Raw genomic sequence first — 25,502 nt, 5'->3', positions numbered from 1 at the left:
ACTCAGCAATCCGCTGTGATATGCCCCAACTCATTGATATTTCAGTCTGGTATTCTGTGAAAGGGATGTCCTATATTCGCACTACTCCATCTATACTAAAAATCATGGTTTCTAAAACAATGCTTAATAATGAAAAACCGCGATTTTGAAGAAATGGATTCAAACCCGATGCTCAGTCGAATTGGCCGACGCATCATTCTGATCATGGTGATACTGAGTGGGATTGTGACCTTGCTGATGACCTTGACTCAGACCTACCTCGACTACAATCGAGAATTCAATAATGTCCAAGCTCGTCATAATGAAATCAAAACCATTCACTCTGAACTCCTCGCCAGCTCATTGTGGAATTATGATTTGGTGGTTCTAACCCAAAGACTCGAAGGCTTGGTGAACCTACCGAATGTGGACTACATGGAGATCACCTCCGGTAATTACCATTTTTCTGCAGGGCAACCAGTCAAAACTATGGCCCTCAATAGCCGTTTTCCACTGAACCATATCAATCCCGAAACTCACGTTTCTGAGCAGATTGGTGAACTGTATGTGGAATCGGATGCTCAAGGTATCTACAACTATTTGATTCGCCAATTTCTGGTTACCTTGACGGTTAATGCGCTGAAAACCGCCATTGTTTGTTATCTGATTTTGCTGATTTTCCACGCCAGCGTGAACCAACGGATTTTCGCGATTGCGCAGTTTTTACGCCAATACAATCCTCGCCACCCGAAAAAACCTCTGCGGCTGCCTTACAACCGCTGGATTATGGAGAAAAATGACGAACTGCAATGGCTTGGGTATGAAACCAACAAAATCGCCAATAGCGTGACAACCCTCTATCGCAACATAAAATCTGAGCAAGAGCGCTTGGAGGACTTTGCCCAAGCGGCATCAGACTGGTTATGGGAAACCAATAACGAAGGTGAGCTGATTTATAGTTCCGAAGCCATGGCTAATGCGCTGTCACTGAGTGAAGACGCAAAACCACAGATGAGCGCAATTGAACCTCTCAACTCTTCCAGCGCGCTAATGGAATGCCTGAGCCAGCAACAGGATTTTTCCAACTGTGAAGTTGAGATCCCCCTCCGCGATGGCACACACGCCTATTTACTGTTTCAAGGCATCGCTCGGTATGCCGACCAGCAATTTCTTGGCTTTCGAGGCACGGCGATTAACATTACACCACTGAAATTGGCTCAGTTGAGCTTAGAAATCATGAACCAAGATCTTGAGCAACAAGTCGCCAAACGGACTCAGGATTTAGAATCCAGCTTAAAACGTTTGCAAGAGACTCAAACCCAACTGATCGAATCTGAAAAGCTGGCGGCGTTAGGCGGTTTAGTTGCAGGGGTTGCACACGAAGTGAATACTCCCTTAGGTATTGCCGTCACCGCAACGTCGGTGATTCAGGAAACACGCCAAACCTTGCTTAACGCCTTTAACCAACAAACGTTAACCAGTCATCAGTTTGCCGAACTGATGGAAAGAATGACTCAAAGCACAACCATGTTGGAAACCAACCTCAGTCGCGCCGCTCGACTGGTTCGCGATTTTAAACAAACCGCTGTCGATCAAGTCTCGGAGAGTCGAAGCCAGTTTAACGTTAAGCAAGTCTTGGAGGCTTTGATGGCAAGCCTGCACAGTGAAACACGTAAAGTTCCCGTAGAACCTCAGTTGCAAGGCGATGGCTCCGTGCTGATGAACAGCCTACCCGGCGTGCTTACCCAAATTATGACTAACCTGGTGATGAACAGCATCAATCACGCTTTCGAAGATTGCGCTAACCCAATGATTGAAATTGCTTTTTACCAAAAAGAACAACAGATCATTATTGAATATCGCGATAACGGATGCGGTGTTCCCAAAGAGTTACATCAGAAGATTTTTGAGCCTTTCTTTACCACCAAACGTGGACAAGGTGGTTCCGGTTTAGGGTTGAATCTGGTGTTTAACTTGGTGAAACAGAAACTGCATGGCAACTTAGCTTTCTCATCAGAATCAGGGCAAGGTGTACATTACCTAATCACCTTGCCCCAAGCGTTACCACAAACTCTGTTACCAGAAGCGGCGGCGAAACATTAGAAGCGGCCTGACTAAAGCGCCTCAAACTCGCGCATTAGTCGGGTAATGAAGCGCGAATCGCAATGAACTCATCCCAATGTTCGATGAGCAGTTCAACCAATTTGGGATCAAAATGTCGCCCTTTTTGGGTGAGCAGTTCATTGCGGATCTGCTCATCACTCCACGGTTCTTTATAAGAACGTTTGGCACCTAAGGCATCAAACACATCCGCAAGCGCCGTGATGCGGCCAGAGATTGGTATAGCGTCACCTTGTAACCGATTCGGATAACCACTGCCATCCCACTTTTCGTGGTGAGTAGCTGCAATCTCTTTCGCGACATGGATTAAGCGCCGTTTAGAACGGCTGAGAATATCCACCCCGTATTCGACGTGCTTCTGCATGATCGTCCATTCTTCGGCATCCAACTTGCCGGGTTTATGCAAAATACTGTCTGGAATCGCCACTTTACCGACATCGTGTAGCGGCGCAGCGTTTTTGATCATCTCCACATCCGTATCTGACAAGCCGTACAAAATGGCTAAGCGTTCACTGAACAGTGAAACGCGCTGTACATGCGCCCCGGTTTCTCGGCTACGTGCTTCCACAGCGTTCGCAAGGTTGTAGACCAACTCTTTCGAGGTTTCCCGCAAATCAACCATCAGGTTGATGTTCTCGAAGGTCAGCCCAATGTTGTACATGTAGATTTCGAGTAATTTCCTATCTAGCTCGGAAAGCTCCTGTTCAAGATCAACGTACAACACGCTATCTACGCCACGTTCATCTTGTTTAAAAAACACATAAGCATCGCCGTAATCGCAAGTTCGGCCTTTTTTCAGCACCTCTTTACAACGGGTTTCAACTTCCGCAGGCAGACCTTCAAAGGGTGATTCAACATACAAATCGACACATTCGGCTGTGGTTGCAACGGTTAATGCGCTGTATTCCTCCCCGCCCGGGCGCGGATTGACAACGCAGTAGAAAGCCGAAGCATGCAACTTCAATAATGAAGTCAGTTGGCTCAATACCGCCGTCGCGTAAGTTTGTAAGGTTTTGGTGTTCTGCACATTCGCAGAAGCTTCAATGACATGGCTTAAGCCTCGCTTTTGATCTTCAATCAAGCACAAATCGCGATAGGCACGCAGCATGGAGTAAAGCAAGGTTCTGAGTTTTTGAGTGGTCAACTCGGTTTTTTCTTTGTAATCATCAATCTCATAATCTTTGATCACATTATCTTCCGGAGCTTGCCCAGCTTGGCCGGTGCGTAATACTAACCGAACTTGCCGATTTTGTAATACATCTCGGATGTAGCGAACCAAATCCAGCCCCGCGTGTTCGGTTTCCATCACTACATCAATCAGCGCCAAGGCAATGTCGGATTGCTCCGCCATCACCTTCTGAGCTTCATTACCCGACAACACCGAAATTAACTCTAACGGTCGATTTTGAAACTGAAAACCGCTTAACGCCAATCGCGTTATCTGATGCATCTGTTCGTCATCATCAACCAATAAAACACGCCAAGGTTCTGAGCCATGTGCTGCCACACGCTCCTTCACCATTTCTTCACCTTGTCGCATATCCGCAAACAGATCCATGCCATCTCCAGCTGAAAACCACTATTCCCTAATTTAGTTTTAGCACAATAGTGATATTACGAACGGAGACAGCCCCTATTTTTCAATGATAATTTCGTGAAACAGACCACCATTTCATATCTTTAAAACAAATTTCTTTAAGGATTCACAACACACTGACTATTCCTTGCCTAAACTGATTTGTACAAAAACAAAACAACTAAACGTCAGAGGTAAGCATGAAATCGCTGTTAACCTATTTCCCTTTATACAAGATTGTCACTGTGTTAGCGGGATTACCCATTTTAATTGCCCTGTTGCTCGCCACAAATCACTACCTCGACTATCAATCCCGAGTCACCAGTGCCGAACACGACCAAGAAACCGTAAAACTGATTCTTTTGTACGACAACCTAGCGCACAACTTAGCATTGGAAAGGGGGTTAACGGCGGGGGTGATCGGTGCCAAAGGTCAAGGCCCACAAGTGGAAACGTTAAAGAAACAACGCCAAGAAAGTGATGTTCATATCGCAGCGTTACTGAGTTTTACCCCCAGTTATTTAGATAGCAGTGTCACCAATCAACTGAAAACAGACGTCAATAACCAGTTGGCCAACCTGAAGAATGTTCGTGATCAAGTTGATGCATTAAAGCTCTCGATTTCACCCTTCGCCTATTATTCAAACCTCAACCAACTTGCCATTGATAACAGTTTGATTCTGCTGTCAGTGATCGATAACCCAGTGGTTGCAGAATTGGGCAGCTCTCTGATTTCTGTTGTGATCATGAAAGAACGGGCTGGCCAAGTGCGCGGTGCGCTCAACGGCGCATTCGCCAGCAAATCTTCCGATGCGGCTCAGTACACAGCCATTAATGGCTATATCGAATCGGGTCGTTATGCAGAGCGCTCTGCATTGATGACCATGTCTGATGAGCTGCGCAATAGCCTCAGCCAGATGAAAAACAACAGTGTATGGCAAAGTGTGGTCAACACTCAGCAAAGCTATCTCAACCAAAAAGCCACTTTAGATAAGCTACAAGGCCCTGCACCACAAGAGTGGTTTAGCACGGCAACCGAGCAAATTAAACTCATCAACCAACTGCGTAATAGCATTCAAACCCAAATGATTGATCTCTCTTCGGCACAATCCCAACATGCCATCAGCAACAAATGGTTAATCATGATCTTCAGTATTCTGATTGGTCTAGGCTTGATTTCATCGCTCTATTTCTCAGTACTCAGCCTCAAATCACGCGTCGGCAGCTTAACCAAAGGCTTGGCGCACATGTCTGCTCATCGCGATTTAAGTCAAGAGCTTAAAGATACTGGTAAAGATGAAATGTCTCAGATATCACGTAGCGTCAATGGCTTAACGGAAAGTATTCGTCGAGTGCTGCAACACATTTTGAACACCAATGAACACAGTACGGAACAGCTCGCGCAAATCGTCACCAGTTCTCAGCAACTCGGACGCAGCAGTCAGGAAACCAATGCTAAATGTGCCAATATCGCCGCGGCGATGACTCAGTTATCTCAGTCCAGCGTTGAAATTGCCCAATCTTCTGAACGGGCCTTAGAAGAAACCAAACAGATGACGGATAAAGTCATTGCTTGCCAAACTCAAAGCCTGACGTCATTCCGTTCGGTCGAAGCCTTAGTTGATCAGATTGAACAGACCCAAAAATGCATGAAAGATTTAGAAACGGATGCGGAAAACATCAGCAAAATCGTGGATACGATCAACGGGATCTCAGAACAAACCAATTTGTTGGCGCTGAATGCCGCCATTGAAGCCGCTCGTGCTGGCGAGCACGGTCGCGGTTTTGCCGTGGTTTCTTCTGAAGTACGTGATTTAGCACAGCGCAGTAAGTTAGCCACTGAGCACATCAGCCAGCTACTGGCCAACATCTCCTCTAACACCAATACCGCGGTTAAAAACATGGATAAGAGCCGCGAGGCAACCCACACCACTTTCGATTCCGTCTCCACGGTGAAAACGAGCGTGGCAGAACTCGAATCCGTTATCGAACTGGTCAATCAACACATTAATAGCATTGCGAATGCAACGACCGAGCAATCTACGGCCAGTGATGCGGTAGATCGCGATGTGGATGTGTTAGCCGAAATCGCACAAAACACAGGCTCGCTGGCCACGACCATGAACAGCATCGTGAGTGATTATCAACATGAAATGAATGAGATCCGCCACCAACTGGCTGAGTTCAAATTACAGTAACTCAGCCGAGGAGTGCGTTACTGCTCAGGATCTGAATAGAGCTGATGCTGATACAAAATATGCTCAACCCCTGATGTGGTCATGCCTGTGATGGGTTGCCCATTCTGTAATGAATCGCGAATCGCGGTACTGCGGATCGGCAACCTCTCAGGGCAAGCCATCACTGCCCAGCGCTGCAGTATTTCATCCGCTTTGTAGAACTTCGCGAAATTGAGCAAATTGTCTGGCCCGATAACAAACGTCAACTCATCCTCAGGATATAGGGCTTGCAAGCGGGTGAGCACGGCATAAGTGGTGACGGAGTTTTCTGGTGTGTACAAGGCTTCTTCAACATCCGATCGTTGCACTTTGCTTGAGCCAATATCTTGAATGAACTGATCGACCAATTGATTACGCTGCTCATAATCGAGCATTGTTTTCCCCCAAGCATGGGAAATACTCGGAATCAGTAGAATCAAATCAAAATGGTCAAGCGAATCAATAATGCTTTTATGGCCTAAGGTCGGCGGATTAAAGGCGCTGCCAAACACCGCAATCTTTTTCATTGTGCACCTTGCCGATCAGGAAATGCCCTTTCTCGGTTTTCTAATTCAACGATTGCGGTATCATACACCGAAAAATTGACATTGCTTGCAGGAAAGGAACCTATGGAACACAAGATCCGTGAAGAAATGCGCGTGCTGCCTTCGATTGATCCTCATTTTGAAATCGAACGCCGCGTTGCTTTTATTAAGCGTAAGCTAACAGAAGCTCGCTGCAAATCATTGGTACTGGGCATCAGTGGTGGTGTTGACTCCACGACCTGTGGCCGTTTAGCTCAACTTGCCGTCGAAGAGCTTAATCAGCAACACAATACCTCTGAGTACCAATTTATCGCAGTACGTTTACCTTACGGCGAGCAAAAAGATGAAGCAGAAGCACAACTCGCGCTCTCCTTTATTCGCCCTAGCCACTCAGTTTCCGTGAACATCAAAGCAGGCGTTGATGGTTTACATGTGGCATCACAACAAGCTTTGGCAAATACTTGCTTAGTTCCAAACGATCCCGCCAAGATTGATTTCATCAAAGGCAACGTAAAAGCGCGCGCCCGCATGGTGGCACAGTATGAAATTGCGGGATACGTGGGCGGATTAGTGTTGGGTACCGATCACTCGGCAGAAAACATCACCGGTTTCTACACCAAGTTTGGTGATGGCGCGTGTGACCTCGCCCCTCTGTACGGCTTGAATAAACGCCAAGTTCGTTTATTGGCTGAAACCTTGGGTGCGCCAGCGCAGCTTGTTCACAAAACGCCAACTGCGGATCTTGAAGAATTAGCGCCACTTAAAGCCGATGAAACGGCCCTGAATCTGACTTACGAGCAGATTGATGATTTTCTGGAAGGTAAACCTGTACCTGCCGAAGTCAGCCAACGTTTGATCGCGATTTATAACGCGACTCAACATAAGCGTCAGCCAATTCCAACCATCTACGATTAAGCCGCTTTTTGATGTACATCAAGCCAAGCTTCCAACTTGGCTTGATGTTTGATTTCCCTCTTCCTGTGATGCAACAAACTCGTTACACAAAACCACCAAAAATCTTTACTTTTCAGCGTGATAGTGTGACTACTCCCTGAATATCGATATCCCATTTTTTCCGGCTAGGATTCTGTGAACTCTGCTTCATAATTTTTGCAAATGAAACACGACAATACATACAACTTCATTTAAATATAGGGAACATCGAATGCTGTATGTGGAATTTCTCTTTCTACTTCTGATGCTATATATCGGCTCACGATATGGTGGTATTGGTCTTGGCGTTGTCTCAGGGATCGGGTTGGTCATTGAGGTTTTCATCTTCAAAATGCCACCTACGTCACCACCGATCACCGTTATGCTGATCATTCTCGCGGTCGTCACCTGTGCATCGATTCTGGAAGCCGCTGGTGGCTTAAAATACATGCTGCAAGTGGCGGAGCGTATGCTGCGCAAAAACCCAAAACGTGTCACTTTAATTGCCCCTTTTGTCACTTACACCATGACTTTTATGCTGGGTACCGGCCATGCCGTGTATTCCATCATGCCGATCATTGGTGACGTTGCCCTGAAAAACGGCATTCGTCCTGAGCGTCCGATGGCGGCGGCTTCCGTCGCTTCGCAAATCGCGATTACTGCCTCCCCCATTTCAGCGGCAGTGGTTTACTACTTGGCACAGCTTTCCAACATTAACCATGAAATCACCTTGCTATCGATCTTGATGGTAACGGTGCCTGCCACTCTGTTTGGCACCTTCTTGATGTCACTTTACAGCTTAAGACGCGGTAAAGAGCTGGAAAACGACCCTGAATATCAAGCAAGACTGCAAGATCCGGTTTGGCGTGAAAAAATCCTCAACACGACTGCTACGTCACTGGATGAAACCTTGCCATCATCCGCACGTAATTCCGTGTTGCTGTTTGTCTCCTCAATCTTGGTGATTGTGGTGATTGCGATGTGGCCTGAAATCCGCGTAATTCAAGAAGGAACAAAACCGATCGGCATGGATATGGTGATCCAAATGATCATGCTGTGCTTCGGCGGTATCATTTTGCTCGCCACAAAAACCGATCCTCGCTCTGTTCCTAATGGTGTGGTATTTAAGTCTGGTATGGTTGCTGCCATTGCGATCTTCGGTATCGCTTGGATGTCTGATACTTACTTCCAATACGCCATGCCACAATTTAAATCTGGCATCGTGGAAATGGTGACCAACTATCCTTGGACGTTTGCTCTGGCACTGTTCATTGTGTCGGTGGTGGTGAACTCACAAGCTGCGGTAGCACGTATGATGCTCCCTGTCGGTTTAGGGCTAGGTTTAGAACCCGCACTACTGATTGGCCTGATGCCAGCCCTGTACGGTTACTTCTTTATCCCTAACTACCCATCGGATATCGCAACCGTGAACTTCGATAACACAGGCACCACCAAAATCGGCAAGTGGTATTTCAACCACTCCTTTATGTCGATTGGTCTGATTGCGGTTATCTCTGCCTGCTGTTTGGGATTTGTGCTCAGCAAAATCATCATCGGCTAAACCGAGGTATGTAATAAATAGTAAAGAGCCACGTCATGTGGCTCTTTTTGTTAACAACCACATATTCATTTTCTCTCTACCCAAATGACTTGGCATTGTAGATAGCGGTTGCTACTAATCAATAAAGGCCTCAGAATGGCGGGCTTTGCGCGGATTTGCCGCGTTATTTGATTACTGTTGAGAATGATATATGGGTTTTACCTCGCTCGGTCTGTCTGCGCCAATCCTTAAAGCTATTGAAGAGAAAGGATACAACACACCCTCACCGATTCAGTTACAGGCTATTCCTGCGGTTTTAGCAGGCAAAGACGTGATGGCCGCAGCTCAAACTGGCACAGGAAAAACGGCCGGCTTTACGCTACCAATTTTAGAATTGCTGGCAAAGGGTCCAAGGGTTCGCGCCAATCAAGTCCGCGCTTTGATCCTGACTCCAACGCGCGAACTGGCCGCTCAAATCCAAGATAATGTACTGATCTATGGCCGTCATCTACCGCTAAAGAGCGCGGTTGTGTTTGGTGGTGTAAAAATTAACCCACAAATGCAGCGAATGTGTAAAGGTGCGGATGTCTTAGTGGCAACCCCAGGCCGATTAATGGATCTGTATAACCAAAATGCAGTCAAATTTGATCAGTTGGAAATTCTGGTACTTGACGAAGCAGATCGCATGTTAGACATGGGCTTTATTCGTGATATTCGTAAAATACTGAAATTATTACCCGAAAAGCGCCAGAACCTATTATTTTCTGCAACATTTTCGACCGAAATACGTGAGCTTGCTAAAGGCTTGGTGAATAACCCAGTCGAAATTTCAGTGAGCCCAGCCAACTCAACGGCAAGAACCGTTGAGCAGTGCATTTATCCTGCTGATGTAAAAAAGAAACCTGCCATGCTGGTTAAATTGGTCAAAGAGGGGAATTGGCAACAAGTGCTGGTATTTATGCGTACTAAACATGGTGCCAACCGTTTAGCCACATATCTCAACGAGCAAGGTTTAACCGCTGCCGCGATTCACGGCAATAAAAGCCAAGGCGCACGCACCCGCGCACTAGCGGATTTTAAAGCTGGTGAGGTACGTATTCTGGTCGCAACGGATATTGCTGCGCGTGGTATTGATATCCCACAGCTACCCCAAGTGGTGAATTTTGAATTGCCGAAAATTGCTGAAGATTACGTACACCGAATTGGCCGTACAGGCCGAGCGGGTGAGGTCGGTAAAGCGATATCCTTGGTGAGTGCCATTGAAGCGCCGGAGTTATTTGCGATTGAGCGTTTAACTCAAGCGTTACTGCCTCGTATAAACTTAGCGGGATTTGAGCCAACCAACCTGCTCCCTGAGTCAAAATTAGATACTCGGCCTTTGAAACCGAAAAAGCCCAAAAAGCCTAAAAAAGTAGACGGAGCAGGAGAAAACAAAGGCATCGCAGTTGAAAATAAAGCTAAAGTTGGCCAACGAGGTCAGCCGACCGGGCAAGCTCGCACCGCCAAAAAAAGCAGCGCTCATTCAGCGCCGAAAAAACCAGCAAAGCGTCCCGTTGGAAAGGGATAACTTCTTTTAAACATTCAAGAAGGCAGCAAACCAATTGGCATGGTCGCCACTGTGAACTTTGATAACACAGGCACCACCAAAATCGGTAAGTGGTATTTCAACCACTCATTTATGTCGATCGGCTTGATTGAGGTTATCTCTGCCTGCTGTGTGAGATTTGTGCTCAGCAAGATCATCATCGACTAAACCAACCTCGGTTTGTAGCAAAAAGCTTGATGCTATAGTCAAAAAGCCCAAATAAAGAAGAGTGGCCTTGGTTACTCTGCAGAAAAAACCACACTATGTGGCTTTTTTGTTGTCATCCCTAAACCACCGCTTTCAGCGGTGGTTTAGGGATGACAAAAAAAGAGCCGTCAAAAACGGCTCTTAATCATTCGATTTTTCCGATTAATTTAAGGCCTACTCACGCCCGTAAACGTTGTTCTCTTGCTCTTGAACACGGATAAAAGTTGTACGCTTAGTTAACTCACGAAGCTCTGCCGCACCCACGTAGGTGCAGGTTGAGCGCACGCCGCCGAGGATGTCTTGAATGGTGCCGTGAACGCTGCCACGGTATGGCAATAGTACGGTTTTTCCTTCGGCTGCTCGGTAGCCCGCCACACCGCCGGAATGCTTGTCCATCGCGCTCTTCGATGACATGCCGTAGAACTTCATGAAGGTTTCGCCATCTTTTACTACGAGTTCGCCGCCCGCTTCTTCATGGCCAGCCAGCATACCGCCAAGCATCACGAAATCCGCACCGCCGCCGAAGGCTTTCGCTACATCTCCCGGACACGTACAGCCACCATCACCAATGATGCGACCACCAAGGCCGTGCGCAGCATCAGCACATTCGATAATTGCTGATAGTTGTGGGTAGCCCACACCCGTTTTCACACGAGTAGTACACACTGAACCCGGACCAATGCCGACTTTGACAATATCAGCGCCAGCAAGAATTAACTCTTCTACCATATCGCCTGTCACCACATTGCCGGCAGTGATCACTTTGTCAGGGAATGCAGCACGCACTTTTTGCACGTATTCCACAAGGTGCTCAGAGTATCCATTCGCGATGTCGATACAGATGAAAATCAGCTCATCGGAGAGTGCCATTACATCTTTGGTTTTTTGGAAATCTGCTTCTGATGTGCCTGTCGAAACCATGACGTTGTTCAAAACAGCTTTGTCTGCGCTTTTTACAAACTCAGCCCAATCCGCAACCGTGTAGTGCTTATGTACAGCCGTCATCACACCATGTTCTGCTAATGCTTTAGCCATGGCAAAACTGCCTACCGAGTCCATATTCGCAGCAATGACTGGCACGCCTGACCATTGACGGCCACTATGTTTGAAAGTAAACTCGCGGGTTAAATTTACTTGAGAACGGCTTTTCAGGGTTGAACGTTTCGGGCGAAACAGGACATCTTTAAAACCTAACTTAAGTTCTTGTTCGATACGCATTGTGTAATTCCTTGATTAATTGACCATTTGTGTCTCTTAGCAGAGTGCGTAGTACCTCCGTTGGCAGACGTCAGTACATTTCGGACACAAAAAAACCGGAGCGTTGGCAGACGCTCCGGTTTTCAGCATTATAGGCCGCGTTTTTTTTTCTCTCAAGACTGATATTTGACTTTTTTTTGTGTTACCCTGCCGAAGTTTTCATATCCACCGAACTCATCCTCAGTCATCTATATTTAATTTCATTAATAAACAGCAACTTAACTCTGGCTGTCAAATTTCCGGCAGGGCAAACTCCGTTTAGGAATCGATTACTTTTAGCCTAAAAGTTCATTAATCAGACTTAGATCACTCTCTGCCGTGAGCCTAAAACGACCTATTGCTAAGCTTGCTCGGCCAAATCGATCAAAGTCACACAGTGCGTAAATAATTCACCATAACTATTAATCGGGCGCAGTTATTGCTTATTTTTAAGCCTATTATTGCGTTAGGTGTTGCCCCTTTCAGGGAAAGAAACAGGTGATCTATGGCACGCTCTTACTTTTGGCTACTTCTCTGCTGTTGGTTCGCACTGCCTGCTTATGCAGGTTCCAGCCCTTATTTGTTTTCCTTAAGTACCGGTTTTAACCAAGTGGATAATACATCGAGTAGCGATGAAGCTTGGGTCACTAAATTTGGTTATAACTACCAGTTTTCCCCATTTGTTGGCTTAGACATGGGGTATTCAGGCATGATCGGCAACGGAGCTGAAATGCTGAATAGTCAGCAGCAAAAGGTTGATGTCAAAGTTGAAGGTTTCTACTTCGGTGCTTTTATGGAGCAGCCGATCAACAATGTCACTGTGCTTTACGCCCGAGGCGGTTTGGCACGCATGAAAGTCAAAGAACGCCATGAGTTAGGCTCTATCAGTGATAATCGCCAGTTTTCAGGAACCCATCCCTATTTAGGCGTTGGCACCAAAGTGCAATCGAGCATCGACAAAAGTTTGGCACTGACGATGGAGCTTAACTACCAACCCTTAGAGCAGGATTATTCCAGCCTTTCATTTACTGTCGGCGGGCAATATCGTTTTTAATCAATACCTGATCAGCGTTTTTTGGTAGGCTAAGGCACCTGATTTACATACACCGCAAAAGTTTTTATGAAACAAGGCATTCGAAAAAAGCTATTAGAAAAGGTCGAAAACACGACAGAAACTCCAATGCTGGTTCTTTCTGTCATCTATGTTGTCGTTGCTCTCTTGCCCGACATTGCTGTGTTATCTCCTGAAGATCTTGAATTTCTTGATGGTTTACTCTGGATTGTTTGGGGCATCTTCGCGACAGAACTCTTAGTTAAAATCTTCGTCAGCCCTAAGCCGCTGCAGTACATGGTTCAAAACTGGCCAGATGTACTTATCGTGGCAATGCCATTCCTGCGTCCGCTACGTTTTCTACGCATCTTATTGGTATTACCCAAAGCATGGCGACAAACGCGATCAGTCCTGCGCCAAAAAACGTTTAGCTTTATCGGCCTTACCAGTCTTTCGACTGTATTGCTCTCCGCCGCTTTTGTGTATTTAGTTGAAAAAGGGACACCCAGCCCAATCAACAGTTATTCGGACGCGCTCTGGTGGGCAATGTCGACAATTACGACTGTAGGTTACGGAGATATGTACCCAGTAACAGGTTTTGGGCGTGGCGTGGCGGTATTTTTGATGCTAACGGGGATCACTCTGTTCGGTTTATTAACCGCGAGCGTGGCTTCTTTTTTCGTGGAAGACGACACGGCGAAAAAAGATCATGTGACGATCAATACGTTGCTAGAAAGAAGCGAACAGCTTGAAATGCAATTGAATCAATTGGTTGAGACGCAGAAACCGAGACGGCGTTTTCATCTGGCGAGCTATCGTCAACAGCTCGCCGAACGTGAAAACCAACGGAAGAATCAGAAACCGAAAGCGAAACGCCGTCGGTTATCTCTCTAACTTAGCGGTATCAATTAAGAGCGCATGGTGTGGCGGCGAAATACCGCCACTAATGCTGCAACCGCCAAGAAGAAGCAGTAGTAGGAGTTGCTCACTACACTCAGTGGTGACATGTGGAAAATGGAACCCAGCAGCAAGGCTTGTGCACCATAAGGCAGTATGCCTTGCAGAATACACGAGAAGATATCCAGTAAACTTGCTGAGCGTTTCGCTGTAACGCCATTCTGCTCTGCCAATTCCTTCGCCACACCACCGCTCACAATAATGGCCACCGTGTTATTCGCAGTACACGCATTAGTTAAAGCCACCAAGCCTGCAATCCCTAATTCACTGGCACGCATCTTTTGTACATCGTTGTGTGAACGAGCAAATTTGCTGATCATTCGGCTAATTTGGTGAGTTAAGAATGCCAATCCGCCTTGCTGTTTCATCAGCTCGCCCATACCACCAATCAGCATCGACAGCAGGAAAATCTCCTGCATGTTACCGAAACCCGCGTACACATCTTTGGTTAAAGATGAAAGAGAATAACCATCGCAGAAGGCGCCGACACCAGCCGCCATCATAATGCCGACCAACAGTACAACGAAGACATTCAAACCCATTACCGCGAGTACTAAGATGGTCAAATAAGGCAAAACTTTCAGCCATTCAATGTCCGTAGTTTGAGGTGATTGCGCCGCTTGGCTGCTGAAAGTGAAAACCACCAGCGCAAGTACAGCCGCGGGCAAAGCAATACGGATGTTCTCTTTAAACTTGTCACGCATATGGCAGCCTTGCGAACGTGTGGCTGCAATCGTGGTATCAGAGATGATGGATAAATTGTCACCAAACATAGCACCACTGAGTACTACGCCCGCCGTTAAACCCAAATTCAATTCAGCCGCTTGCGCGATGCCTAAAGCAACAGGAGCAATTGCCGCAATGGTTCCCATTGAGGTACCCATCGCCGTTGCCACAAAAGCGGAGATGACAAACAAACCCGGCAGGATCAGGCTTGCTGGCAACAGTGATAAACCAAGGTTAACCGTGGCATCCACACCGCCTGTCGCTTTCGCAACCGCAGCGAAAGCACCAGCCAGAAGATAGATGATGCACATCGCCATAATGTCGCTATGCCCCACCCCTTTTAAGAATTGTTCAATTGCTCGATTAAGGGATTCTTTACTTAAAGTAATCGCCAATACCACCGCTGGAATCACCGCAACAGGTGCTGGCAATTGATAAAAAGCAAACTCAACTCCTTGCCAAGTGAGATAGCTGCCCACGCCCATAAAGAGCAGTAAAAAGACCATTAACGGCAATAGTGCTAATGCATTGGGCTGTTGAGGTTGGGAAGAAGGAGTGTAGTGCATGCAGGTATCAAATCGTTATAACTAAATAGGGCGCAAAGCCTAAAGGCAAGCCAAATACATGTCAAGCGTCTAGACGTCCAAACATCCATCAGTTGCACATTTACGCCTAATAATTTTGGGGTTTATTTTTTCCTACAATGGGTATATCAATACTGCAGAAACTCTAAGAAACAGGAATTATTATGCTCAACATCGTTTTTTTTAGTGCAAAATCCTACGATATCGCTTCGTTTAATAAAATTGTCGATAATTCACAGTTCACTCTCCACTTCCATGATTTTCGGTTGACCGAAAAAACCGCGCAGATGGCCAAAGCGTGTGAGGCGGTTTGTGCCTTTGTGAACGATGATCTTAATGCCAATGTTTTAGAGCAACTTTACCAAGGTGGAACACGTTTGATCGCGATGCGCTGCGCCGGATTCGATAAAGTGGATCTGGAAGCGGCGAAAAAGTTGGGGATTCAAGTAGTTCGAGTACCCGCTTACTCACCGGAGGCAGTAGCCGAGCATGCAGTGGGGATGATGATGTGTCTAAACCGCCGTTTCCATAAAGCGTATCAACGCACGAGAGATGCCAACTTCTCGCTAGATGGCCTAGTCGGTTTTAACTTTTTCGGCAAAACCGTGGGAGTCATTGGTTCTGGAAAAATTGGCGTCGCCACCATGCGCATTTTAAAAGGCTTAGGCATGCAGATCCTCTGCTTTGATCCATACCCAAATCCAGATGCGATCGCATTAGGTGCTCTCTATGTGGAACTGCCAGAGCTGTTTGCAGAGAGTGACATCATCACGCTGCATTGCCCAATGACAAAAGAAAACTATCATCTGCTCAACGATACCGCATTTGATCAGATGAAAGATGGCGTGATGATCATCAATACAAGCCGAGGTGAATTGCTTGATTCAGCCGCGGCGATCGAAGCATTGAAGCGCGGACGCATCGGCGCGCTGGGATTGGATGTGTATGACAACGAAAAAGATCTGTTCTTCCAAGATAAATCGAACGATGTGATTGTGGATGACGTATTCCGACGCCTCTCGGCTTGCCACAACGTGCTGTTTACAGGTCACCAAGCATTTCTCACCGAAGATGCACTCAACAACATCGCACAAACCACGCTCAATAATGTTCAGCTCTTTTTTAGCCACCAGCCATCAGGTAACGAGCTAATTCAATAGCTCACGCAGATGTGGTAATAAATCGCTGGCCAGAAGCCCTCTCTGGCCATGCGATTTGGCATTTAAATCCGCCGCATTACTGTGTAACCAAACCCCAAGTTTAGCGGCATCTGACAAGCCGATCTTTTGTGCCAAAAGCGCCACAATAATCCCCGTCAACACATCCCCCATGCCACCACTCGCCATTCCCGGGTTGCCTTGTAAGCAGACGGCGATCTCTTTGCCATCATAAACTAAGGTTCCAGCGCCTTTCAGCACCACAACCCCACCATAGCGTTGTTGAAGCGCTCGAATTGCAGCGAAGCGATCCTGTTCAACGTCTTCGACTTCACATCCCAATAAACGAGCGGCTTCTACCGGATGTGGAGTGATAATTCGCTGAGCATCATAGTTAGGCTGATGGGAGAGGAAATACAACGCATCGGCATCCCATACTTTTGGTACCGTTAAAGCACTCAACTGCTGCATGATTTGCTGTGCTTGTTCATCTCTACCTAAACCGGGCCCAAGAGCCAAGGCATCACACCATTTGATCCTATCTTCAAATAAGTGTTGTTTGCTCCAACTGGTGCACATCACTTCCGGAGTATTCGTCAACATAGCAGTCACGTTATCAGAATGAGTCATGGCAGCACTCAGTCCAGCCCCTGTGCGGGCGCAGGCAGAAGCACAGAGGATTAACGCCCCGCCCATTCCTTCATTTCCCCCAACAATCAACGCTTTTCCGTTTTGGCCTTTGTGGGTACAGGCTTGGCGTGGTGGAAGTAATCGATGCCGTAGCTTGCCTTCAATCGCGACCAGAGAAGGCATATTGTGCTGGGAAAATACCTCTTCCACCCCCAATCCTGCATAATGCAGCGTGCCTACGTAACAACGCGCTTGCCCAGTCACTAACCCTTGTTTCAAGCCGATCAAACTTACGGTGTGCTGTGCTTTGATACAACTCCCCAGCACCTGGCCAGTATCGGCACACAAACCTGATGGAACATCAATGGCCACAATAGGTTTGCCGCTTTGGTTTAATTGCTCGACTAAAGGTACGACTTGAGGGCGCAAAGCCTCTTTTAAACCGATACCGAATAGAGCATCAATGATGAGATCAGTCGATTCAGGCAACTCAGATTGTGGTTCGTAAACAACGCCACCCAATTCTATCCATTGTTGATATGCACGATACGCATCTGTCGGAAGTTTTTCAGGATCACCTAACTGCCAGACCGTAACTTCGATACCCATATGCCTTGCCAGAACTGCAACGATGTAGCCATCTCCGCCATTATTTCCGCCACCGCAACAAATTAACCAATGGTGGCTAGTGGGAAACTGAGCAAAGGCGATGGTGAAAACCGCTTGCCCTGCTCGCTCCATCAAATTAAACAGCTCTAGACCTCGCTCTTGGGCGGCCTCTTGTTCGCCCAGCTTGAGCTGTTGCGTTGTATAAAAATGGCTAGGTAACGGCATAATAGTATCCGGCAAAACGGCCATATCCATGGCCGCTTTACATTTATTGAGAGGATGCTTGCAGCGAAATCAGAGCCTCACTGGTGGCATCTTGAATGGATAAGAAGAGTGAATTCACCACGCCTGTTGGCGTTCGCATGGGGTTCAGCGTGACGTTTTGATACATAAATTGCGCTTGTTGTGTCACCGGGCGCACATTGCGGCAATGAAATAAATACGGACGCTGTTGCCAAGTAATAAAACTGCGGCAACCAAGATCGTAAACCGGTTTGGTTTTTAACTTAAACCACTCACGCGGGATCTCAGGAAAAAGCTCAAACAGAGATTTACCAATCGCTTCATGAGCTTGTTTGCCACTGTGGTGAGTCATAAATCCATTCCACACTTGGACGTTATAATCGCGATCAATCACAATCAAACCCATATCGACATTCTGTACCATGTCGACCATCCAGTGGAATTGTTCAAATTCCGCAGGTAACGCTAGCATCAGAAGTCCTCCATTAGGTAGGAAAGTTTGTTGTCCAATAGCGGTAAAGATTCATCCACAAACATAAACAACAAATCACAGCGAATCGATGTTCCTTCGATGTTATAACTGACTTCGAATGTCATGGTCTTACGAAATGAACCTGCTGTAGAGTTGATCACCGAATCGATCGAAATATGTCGACCGAGTAAAACTGGCGAGCTTTGGAAAAAACGCACTTCAGCTTGGTGGCCCAAACCGTTCAAAAATGATCCCACCAGAATGTTGGATACATCCATTAACAGTTCCAATTCTTGTAGATCTTCGCTATCCACAGGCACTTTCATCAACTTCTTCAGGTCGGCCACACTGGAATCGCTCAGTAGCACTAATGCTTCACCCGCAATCCCCTCACCGCTGAATCCCTGACAAACGCCCGACACTTGGCTGTTATCTGCTAAATCACGCAGTGCCATGTGTAACTCACTCACTTCAAAGATGTTGACGTTCGGTAACGGCAATTCGACAAACACATCAAAGTGGCGAGCCAAAGCGTCAGCAGCTCGGCCAATCGAAACGTTCGCTACTTCCATGTAAATATCACGGCGTTTTAAAATCGGCAGTTCAATCGATACGGGAGTAATAATGCGCGGTTGAGTGGGCGGTTCCACCAACATTCTGAGCACATCATTGAGCACATTTTTATCAATCGGTTTTTGAATAAATGCTTTGGCACCAAGCGCGAGCACACGCTCTTTAGCCTTAGGCTGAATATCACCAGAGACTACGACCACAGGCGTCGTATATCCCTTTTTGCTCATGGCTTCTAATGTCTCAAAGCCATCCAGCTCCGGCATGGTGAGATCCAAAAACATGAGCTTAAAACTTTGCTTTTCCAAAATGCTCATTGCATCCAAACCGTGCACCGCAAACGTAATATCAGCATTAAGAGATGCAGGAAGCGAGCGCGCCATTTGTTTGCGCGCAAGTGGAGAGTCATCACAGATGAGAACAGAGAAAGACATGCCACCACCTTAATTATTTTATCAGTAGCTAAAGTGTATACCCAAAATTCATACAACAGCTAGGTAAAAGGTGGTGAGAGTGTAAATCAGATGCTAGGCCAAAAGGTTAGCAGCGCAATGCGCAAAATAACGGCAAAGACAATGAGGCTGATACCTAGTCGGTACCACTTGTATTCATCAATGGTCATCGGGATACGTTTATAGAACATAGTAACGACCCCTTTCCAGTCTTGACTGCGTCGCCCGTAGCGCATCATCCCGGTCAAAACTAGCAAAATTCCACTAACCAGAATCAGTTTCTCAACCCAAAACAGCACAATATCCATGATCATTCCCTCTGATTCACTTTTCCTTATTGTAATCATCGCGCTGGGATTTGGCTGTTGTACAAAGGTCTAAGGTTTGAACGCAATCTCCACACCAGTAATTAGAGAAAAGCAAAGGAAGGAGGAAGCGCTCGACATTGAAATCACATAATGCAAAAAGCAGAGCTCAGTGGCTCTGCTTTTTATGAAATCAACCTAAATCACTTTTAATGAGAGTGTGATTGGGTGTGCGTAGCAGTAATTTTCGCTTTCAACTTCATCGCCAGTTCCCGGTAACGGAACCAGAAATAAGTCGCCACAATGGAGAAGAAGAGATAAGACAATGCAAAAACGAATGGCGATGTCATCAACTCATTTGAGATGCCCCACATCACGCCCACCACTGTCACCGTCACTTTCGCAAAGAAGCCACACAGCAACAAGAATACGGCAAGTTGCGGGAAGCGAGTACTACGAAACGCGAGCCAGTAACAACTACCGACCGCGAGAGAGGCAACGCCAAAACCGAGAATGAAAGAGTGGATATGCTCCGCTGACGCGATGCCACCTGACACAGAAAGCATGAGAATTAAAAACAGTTTCATGATGCACCTACCTCAAATTACCGCAAAAAGCATCCATTCATTTTTGAAAACTCATTTTTAGCTAATTTTGAACCTTCAGAAATTAATTTCAAGCTCAAAAAACATGCACATTTTGTATCCAAATTTTAACGAAACCTATTGTTACACAGAGGTTAAAGACACATCACTTGCGAATTATTGGATGTAAGGTAATTTCAGAAATCAAACGCAACAAAATGCAACACCTGAAACAATTTTATTACAAATTTTGTTTATGAAATTTTCTCTGTTTTGAGATATCAGACTCGTTTTATAAAAACACGGTTAATAGTCATACCAACTCAAGAGAAGCGTTGTTAGCGGTAAACTGGAAGAAGAAGCTGGAGATAAGCTTTTTAAGAGACAGAGAAGATTAGCCTAAGCCAAGTAGAGAAACTAAAAAGCCTTACGCAAATGCGATGAAATCCATCATTTTTGCGTAAGGCTCTTTGCCTTTAAATTTCTCTTTCCGTGTATAACTGCCTTTACCTTTTTTCGCTTTCTCAACTCGGCAACGGAATAAAGAACTCGTTACAACGGCTTTCAGGGCGTTATCTTTAACGGTTCCTCGACCATAATCGGTTTCAAGCACCGACGTAGTCACTGTTGTAGCAACAGATTTTTCTTTCATTGGGTGACTCCATATAATTCATAGCCACATTGGTGTGACGACGATATTTTGTACGTAATTTAGGCATAGTCAACCGATAAATCCACGGAACAAAGAGAAAACTTAGTTACACAGAAATGGCATTAAGCGCATAAAAATGAATTATTTTTGTTAACGGGTGTCGACTCTATTGAAGATTCGATTGACAAGCCAAAGGTTTACTCTAGACTCGATCGCGGCTAGAAAGAGTTCTTTGTATACACATCGCTTGGTTGGATTATTCGTAACCGTCCGTGTCGTACGCAATAGCAAGCAACTTTTCCACGCTATCCGCGCCGTAATCGGCCTACGTTAAAAATGTTTTTAGGATATTTATTATGTCTACTCCAGTTACTGGTACCGTGAAATGGTTCAACGAAACTAAAGGTTTTGGTTTCATCAAGCAAGAAAACGGTCCTGACGTTTTTGCTCACTTCAGCGCAATCCAAGGTGACGGTTTCCGCACTCTGGCTGAAGGTCAAAAAGTGGAATTCGTGATCACTCAAGGCCAAAAAGGTCCACAAGCTGAAAGCATCAAAGTTCTGTAATAGACTTGCCAAAGATTTTAATAGCCAGCCTAACTAGGCTGGCTATTTTTATGCTTATTTTTTATACCTTTAGTTCAGTTATGCTGCTAACTGCGCATGTGGACCAAACACTTCGTAATGAATACGTTCCTTTTCTACTCCAAGTTCCAATAGCTGTTTCACCACGTACTGCATAAACCCAATAGGGCCGCACAAATAGAAATCACCATCCTGGACTGGCAATGAGGCTTGGGTTAACTGCATTTCGCCTTGCAAAGCATGTTCTGATGCTTCATCGCGATACCATACCTGTTGTTGCCAACCGTGCTCAGCGACCAACTTTGCAGTTTCTTGAGCAAAAGTATGCTCCTTAGCACAGTTACACGCATAAAGATAAGTCACTCCCGATTTGTTTTGCTCCGCTAACGTGTGCAAGATGGCTTGCATTGGCGTTGCGCCTACACCAGCGGAAATCAACACGACAGGGCGGTTGCGCTCAACGTAGAAAAAGTCTCCAGCGGGGGCATAGAGTTTTACACTGTCTCCCACTTTCACCTTGTTGTGCAGATAGTGAGAAACCACCCCTGGGTTATCACTTCCTACGCCTTCACGCTTAACTGAAATGCGATAATCTTTGCCATTCGAGCCTTGTGACAACGAGTATTGGCGAATTTCTCGATAATCACTTCCCTTTGGGGTCACCTCAATACCAATGTATTGTCCGGGTTGGTAATCAAGAACAGCCCCACCGTCAGCAGGTACCAGAATAAAACTGGTCACGTATTCCGATTCGGCTCGTTTCTCTTGCACAACAAAGGTTCGTCCATCGCGCCATCCGCCTAGTGCGTGATTGCGTTCTAAGTAAAAAGCACCTTCTCGGTCAATAAATACTTGAGCCAAAAAGAAGTACGCGGCAGTCCAAGCCTCTTCAACTTGTTGAGTGAAAGCCTCTGGAGCTAATTCGCGCAAGGTTTCAAGCAGATGATGTCCGACAATCTGATAGTGCTCAGGTTGAATGTTAAAACTGGTGTGCTTATGAGCAATACGCTCAACAACACTGGTTAAGGCCGCTAAATTATCAATATGCTTGGCATAGGCGGCAATCGCTTCAAACAGCGCCACACTTTGTCGCCCAGTCTTCTGATGAGTCATGTTGAATATATGCTTCAGCTCAGGGTTATGACTGAACATACGTTGGTAAAAATGCTGTGTGAGCGCAGGGCCTGCTGACTCTAGCAAAGGAATGGTGCTTTTGATGATATTAATGTGTTCTTGGGTGAGCATAACTTCTCCTCAATAGGCTAAAACGGTGGCTTAAGCCACTCTAAACAAGCCTTTTCTATGAGCAGATTACGTGCCAGAAGCTAATGTACTGAAAAATATAAATAAACATTTTTTCCATGAGTCAATTAAACACTTTGAGATGCGTCTAATTGACACTACACTATCAAAAAATCCGAACTCAAGAAGCTAAGATGCAAGAATTCTCACTAACCACTTTGTTAGAAATGACGGTTGGGCTCGCCAGCGGAGCGAATAATGAAGAGCGCTTCCACCGATTGTTGGATGCGGTGCGTAAAGCGGTTATTTGTGATTGTGTAGTCTTGATGTCACTGCAAAACGACACCTTAACACCACTGGCAATGCAAGGATTGACTCGTGATACCTTGGGTCGACGTTTTATGGTCAGTGAGCACCCAAGGTTGGCGCAGATTTGCAGTGCTGACCTGCCTGTGCGTTTTGCGGCAGATTGTCCACTTCCAGATCCTTTTGATGGCTTACTGCTTGATATCGACGATGATCTTCCAATGCACTCTTGCATGGGCTTACCACTGCATTTTGGCGACCAGCTGCTGGGCATCTTGACGCTTGATAGCTTAAAACCGGATGCATTTGATCATCTCTCCCCTCGCAGTTTAGAAATGTTAGCGGCGATTGCCGCTGCCACGTTGAAGATGGCTCTCACCTTCTCTGAGCTTGAGAACCAAGCCAAACAAACGCAACAGCGACTCGAAGAGCTTAATGAAGAAGCTTGGAGCCGAGACAACATAGAGATCATCGGTAATAGTGGCGCAATGCTCGCCATGAAAGCGGATATTGATGTCGTTGCACCCTCTCAATTCAATATTTTGATCCACGGTGAAACGGGTGTGGGTAAAGAATTGGTTGCGCGGACGATTCATCACCGTTCCAACCGTAAACGCCAACCACTGGTGTATGTCAACTGCGCGGCTATTCCGGAAAACTTGTTGGAGAGCGAACTATTTGGCCATGTTAAAGGGGCGTTTACGGGGGCTGACCGCCCCAGAATGGGCAAATTCGCTCTGGCCGATGGTGGCACGCTGTTTCTCGATGAAATCGGTGAGTTACCGCTGAGTGCCCAAAGCAAAATTTTGCGAGCACTGCAAAACCATGAAATTCAACCCGTTGGACAAGACCGGGTGCAGACCGTCGATGTGCGTATTCTGGCGGCGACCAATCGGGATTTGAAAAAAGAGGTTGAAGCGGGTCGTTTTCGTGCTGACCTTTACCACAGATTGAGTGTCTACCCGATTTATGTGCCACCACTGCGTGAGCGTAAAGGCGACCTTTCTCTGCTTGCGGGATATTTCGTTGAACAAGCGAGACGTAAGCTGGGCATTACTCAACTTAAACTGCACGCCGAGGCGTTAAGTCAACTCATCCAATACCCGTGGCCGGGCAATGTTCGCGAACTGGAACATGTGATCAACCGAGCGGCACTCAAGGCGAAGGCACGCCAACGCGGACGACCAGTCACAACACTGAAAGCCGAAGACGTGGGTGAATTACAAGGGCCAAGAGCGCCCTTGGCACAACAAACACCACAAGAGGATTTTGTGTTGAGTGAAGCACTCCAAGATTTGGGATTACGAGAAGCGACTGACGAATTCCAACGCCATTTGATCAGCGAAACATTAACCCAAGCCAGCTTTAATTGGGCAGAAGCGGCACGCCGTTTACACACCGATCGTGCCAACCTCACTCGACTGGCGAAACGACTGGGACTCAGCATTTCACGCAGCCATGCGATTGAACGCTCACATTAACTGAGCGAAGATGTCGGGGTGATGTGTGCTGGGGTTGAACGTGGGAATGCGCGTTCATACTCCTGCATAAAATCCCGACGAATCAACTGCTCTAATTGATTGGCGCGTTCTGTGGGGCAAAAAATCATGACGTGTACAACCTGCTCGCCAGTCGATGAGCTGCTGATTTCAATATGCGGCTCTGCACTCGGCAAATCGACACCTGCATGTCGCTCAATCACCGTATTGTAGCGGCGGGCAACTTCCATAAAGTGTGCAAAGTGCTCTTCAATTTTTTCATGCAACACTGGCACCAAAGGGAAAAGATTTACAAATTCAGGAACCACAATTTTGAAGTTATGGAACACATAACGCTTCATGAAATTGAGATTTTTCACTGGGTAAGAGAAAAACATGCTGTTAGGCAAAGTGGCCGTTTTTCCGGTGTAATTGTACTGCCCGTGGTGTAAATCGATCTCTTGGATCACGGTAGCCATCAGGTTGTGCTCAATCACTTCGCCACACACAGTGCCGACTTCAATCCAATCCCCAATGCGAAATGAGCGAGAACTCGCCCGTTGAATTGACCCCGTAAAACACAAAATAATCTCTTTTGAAGCCACGACAATGGCTACTGCAATCGCCGTAACCGACAGCGCAAACTCACTAATTTCAGATTGCCACAGCATGAACATGGCAAGCAAAGTAACCGTAAACACCCCATTTTTAGTACGAGACATCCATTTGCGCTGCTTTTCAGTAATGAGGGGCGCATCTCCACGAATGTTATCCAAAATGATGCGACGCACTGAAATAACGCCAAGTAAAATCAAGGCGGTAAGCAGCAACTTATGTGTGAGCAAAAAATCTACCACCATGCTCAGTTGTTCCATGTCATTCTCCTACTACGGCTTAACCCGCCGCTTTTATCTGATTGTGTTGCTTGTCGCGCTAATTTCAACATTGAATCCTACTGCATG

At 46.3% G+C, this 25,502-nt stretch carries 22 protein-coding genes and 1 pseudogene; 11 read left to right on the top strand and 12 right to left on the bottom strand.

Annotated features, from left to right (window positions below; all coding sequences use genetic code 11):
- Positions 1-129: 129 nt before the first annotated feature.
- Positions 130-2,082: a sensor histidine kinase gene (locus D908_RS11115; RefSeq protein ID WP_005524138.1), complete on the top strand. Its 1,953-nt coding sequence runs from the start codon at positions 130-132 to the stop codon at positions 2,080-2,082.
- A 34-nt stretch (positions 2,083-2,116) separates the two neighbouring features.
- On the opposite strand, the gene D908_RS11120 is transcribed toward D908_RS11115, so the two are convergent.
- Positions 2,117-3,658 carry a DUF3369 domain-containing protein gene (locus D908_RS11120; protein ID WP_005524136.1) on the bottom strand — a complete coding sequence of 514 codons (1,542 nt, stop codon included), beginning with the start codon at positions 3,656-3,658 and terminating at the stop codon, positions 2,117-2,119.
- A gap of 218 nt (positions 3,659-3,876) precedes the next feature.
- Here D908_RS11120 and D908_RS11125 point away from each other — a divergent pair, with 218 nt between their 5' ends.
- The gene (locus D908_RS11125; RefSeq protein WP_000838793.1) at positions 3,877-5,874 is read left to right on the top strand and encodes a methyl-accepting chemotaxis protein; all 1,998 of its coding nucleotides are present in this window, start codon (positions 3,877-3,879) and stop codon (positions 5,872-5,874) included.
- A gap of 17 nt (positions 5,875-5,891) precedes the next feature.
- Here the strand turns inward: D908_RS11125 and D908_RS11130 are convergent, their stop codons facing one another.
- The gene (locus D908_RS11130) at positions 5,892-6,419 is read right to left on the bottom strand and encodes a nicotinate-nicotinamide nucleotide adenylyltransferase (RefSeq protein WP_005524134.1); all 528 of its coding nucleotides are present in this window, start codon (positions 6,417-6,419) and stop codon (positions 5,892-5,894) included.
- A gap of 102 nt (positions 6,420-6,521) precedes the next feature.
- Here D908_RS11130 and nadE point away from each other — a divergent pair, with 102 nt between their 5' ends.
- From nadE to D908_RS21840, 4 genes and pseudogenes are all read left to right on the top strand, one after another.
- Positions 6,522-7,352, top strand: a complete 831-nt coding sequence (gene nadE / locus D908_RS11135) for an ammonia-dependent NAD(+) synthetase (RefSeq protein ID WP_005524132.1) — start codon at positions 6,522-6,524, stop codon at positions 7,350-7,352.
- 250 nt (positions 7,353-7,602) lie between these two features.
- Positions 7,603-8,931 (top strand): anaerobic C4-dicarboxylate transporter, encoded by a 1,329-nt coding sequence (locus D908_RS11140; RefSeq protein ID WP_005524131.1) that lies wholly within the window; start codon positions 7,603-7,605, stop codon positions 8,929-8,931.
- A 190-nt stretch (positions 8,932-9,121) separates the two neighbouring features.
- Positions 9,122-10,477: a DEAD/DEAH box helicase gene (locus tag D908_RS11145; RefSeq protein WP_005524129.1), complete on the top strand. Its 1,356-nt coding sequence runs from the start codon at positions 9,122-9,124 to the stop codon at positions 10,475-10,477.
- A gap of 42 nt (positions 10,478-10,519) precedes the next feature.
- Positions 10,520-10,663, top strand: a pseudogene (locus tag D908_RS21840) (anaerobic C4-dicarboxylate transporter); the annotation flags it as partial.
- Positions 10,664-10,876: 213 nt separating this feature from the next.
- Here D908_RS21840 and D908_RS11150 read toward each other — a convergent pair.
- Positions 10,877-11,920: a GMP reductase gene (locus D908_RS11150; protein WP_005524127.1), complete on the bottom strand. Its 1,044-nt coding sequence runs from the start codon at positions 11,918-11,920 to the stop codon at positions 10,877-10,879.
- Positions 11,921-12,443: 523 nt separating this feature from the next.
- Between D908_RS11150 and D908_RS11155 the strand changes: the two genes are divergently transcribed.
- Both D908_RS11155 and D908_RS11160 read left to right on the top strand, forming a co-directional pair.
- Entirely contained in the window at positions 12,444-12,992 is a 549-nt protein-coding gene (locus D908_RS11155; RefSeq protein WP_005524125.1) for an outer membrane beta-barrel protein, read from the top strand.
- 66 nt (positions 12,993-13,058) lie between these two features.
- Entirely contained in the window at positions 13,059-13,883 is an 825-nt protein-coding gene (locus tag D908_RS11160; protein ID WP_005524123.1) for a potassium channel family protein, read from the top strand.
- Between the two features lie 14 nt (positions 13,884-13,897).
- On the opposite strand, the gene D908_RS11165 is transcribed toward D908_RS11160, so the two are convergent.
- Entirely contained in the window at positions 13,898-15,178 is a 1,281-nt protein-coding gene (locus D908_RS11165) for a Na+/H+ antiporter NhaC family protein (RefSeq protein WP_172462073.1), read from the bottom strand.
- A gap of 242 nt (positions 15,179-15,420) precedes the next feature.
- Here D908_RS11165 and D908_RS11170 point away from each other — a divergent pair, with 242 nt between their 5' ends.
- Complete coding sequence (locus D908_RS11170; RefSeq protein WP_005524118.1) at positions 15,421-16,416, top strand: 2-hydroxyacid dehydrogenase; 996 nt, start codon at positions 15,421-15,423, stop codon at positions 16,414-16,416.
- Here the strand turns inward: D908_RS11170 and D908_RS11175 are convergent.
- The 6 genes from D908_RS11175 to D908_RS11200 all read right to left on the bottom strand — a co-directional run bounded on the left by D908_RS11175 (position 16,405) and on the right by D908_RS11200 (position 20,930).
- Positions 16,405-17,877: an NAD(P)H-hydrate dehydratase gene (locus D908_RS11175; protein ID WP_032467589.1), complete on the bottom strand. Its 1,473-nt coding sequence runs from the start codon at positions 17,875-17,877 to the stop codon at positions 16,405-16,407. The genes D908_RS11170 and D908_RS11175 overlap by 12 nt on opposite strands.
- 43 nt (positions 17,878-17,920) lie before the next feature.
- A complete protein-coding gene (locus D908_RS11180; RefSeq protein ID WP_000880546.1) occupies positions 17,921-18,367 on the bottom strand; it encodes a PAS domain-containing protein in 447 nt (148 codons plus the stop codon).
- Positions 18,367-19,371: a response regulator gene (locus D908_RS11185; RefSeq protein WP_000010825.1), complete on the bottom strand. Its 1,005-nt coding sequence runs from the start codon at positions 19,369-19,371 to the stop codon at positions 18,367-18,369. The genes D908_RS11180 and D908_RS11185 overlap by 1 nt, the downstream gene beginning before the upstream one ends.
- 86 nt (positions 19,372-19,457) lie before the next feature.
- Positions 19,458-19,697 carry a hypothetical protein gene (locus tag D908_RS11190; protein ID WP_005516095.1) on the bottom strand — a complete coding sequence of 80 codons (240 nt, stop codon included), beginning with the start codon at positions 19,695-19,697 and terminating at the stop codon, positions 19,458-19,460.
- Between the two features lie 206 nt (positions 19,698-19,903).
- On the bottom strand, positions 19,904-20,281 hold the full coding sequence (locus D908_RS11195) for a hypothetical protein (RefSeq protein ID WP_000765284.1): 378 nt from the start codon (positions 20,279-20,281) through the stop codon (positions 19,904-19,906).
- A gap of 424 nt (positions 20,282-20,705) precedes the next feature.
- Positions 20,706-20,930, bottom strand: a complete 225-nt coding sequence (locus D908_RS11200) for an alternative ribosome-rescue factor A (protein ID WP_005524113.1) — start codon at positions 20,928-20,930, stop codon at positions 20,706-20,708.
- A 356-nt stretch (positions 20,931-21,286) separates the two neighbouring features.
- Here D908_RS11200 and D908_RS11205 point away from each other — a divergent pair, with 356 nt between their 5' ends.
- Positions 21,287-21,496, top strand: coding sequence for a cold-shock protein (locus tag D908_RS11205; RefSeq protein WP_000106983.1), 210 nt, complete (start codon positions 21,287-21,289; stop codon positions 21,494-21,496).
- 78 nt (positions 21,497-21,574) lie between these two features.
- Here the strand turns inward: D908_RS11205 and hmpA are convergent, their stop codons facing one another.
- Complete coding sequence (gene hmpA / locus D908_RS11210) at positions 21,575-22,759, bottom strand: NO-inducible flavohemoprotein (protein WP_005524112.1); 1,185 nt, start codon at positions 22,757-22,759, stop codon at positions 21,575-21,577.
- Between the two features lie 191 nt (positions 22,760-22,950).
- On the opposite strand from hmpA, the gene norR reads away from it, so the two are divergent.
- Positions 22,951-24,543 (top strand): nitric oxide reductase transcriptional regulator NorR, encoded by a 1,593-nt coding sequence (gene norR, locus D908_RS11215; RefSeq protein WP_005524111.1) that lies wholly within the window; start codon positions 22,951-22,953, stop codon positions 24,541-24,543.
- Here norR and D908_RS11220 read toward each other — a convergent pair.
- Positions 24,540-25,415: a mechanosensitive ion channel family protein gene (locus tag D908_RS11220; protein ID WP_005524104.1), complete on the bottom strand. Its 876-nt coding sequence runs from the start codon at positions 25,413-25,415 to the stop codon at positions 24,540-24,542. The two genes, norR and D908_RS11220, sit on opposite strands and share 4 nt — an antisense overlap.
- Positions 25,416-25,502: the final 87 nt, after the last annotated feature.

Source organism: Vibrio mimicus CAIM 602 (assembly GCF_000338875.1).
GTDB classification, from domain to species: Bacteria; Pseudomonadota; Gammaproteobacteria; order Enterobacterales; family Vibrionaceae; genus Vibrio; species Vibrio mimicus.
This window is presented reverse-complemented; position numbering and strand designations above follow the sequence as displayed.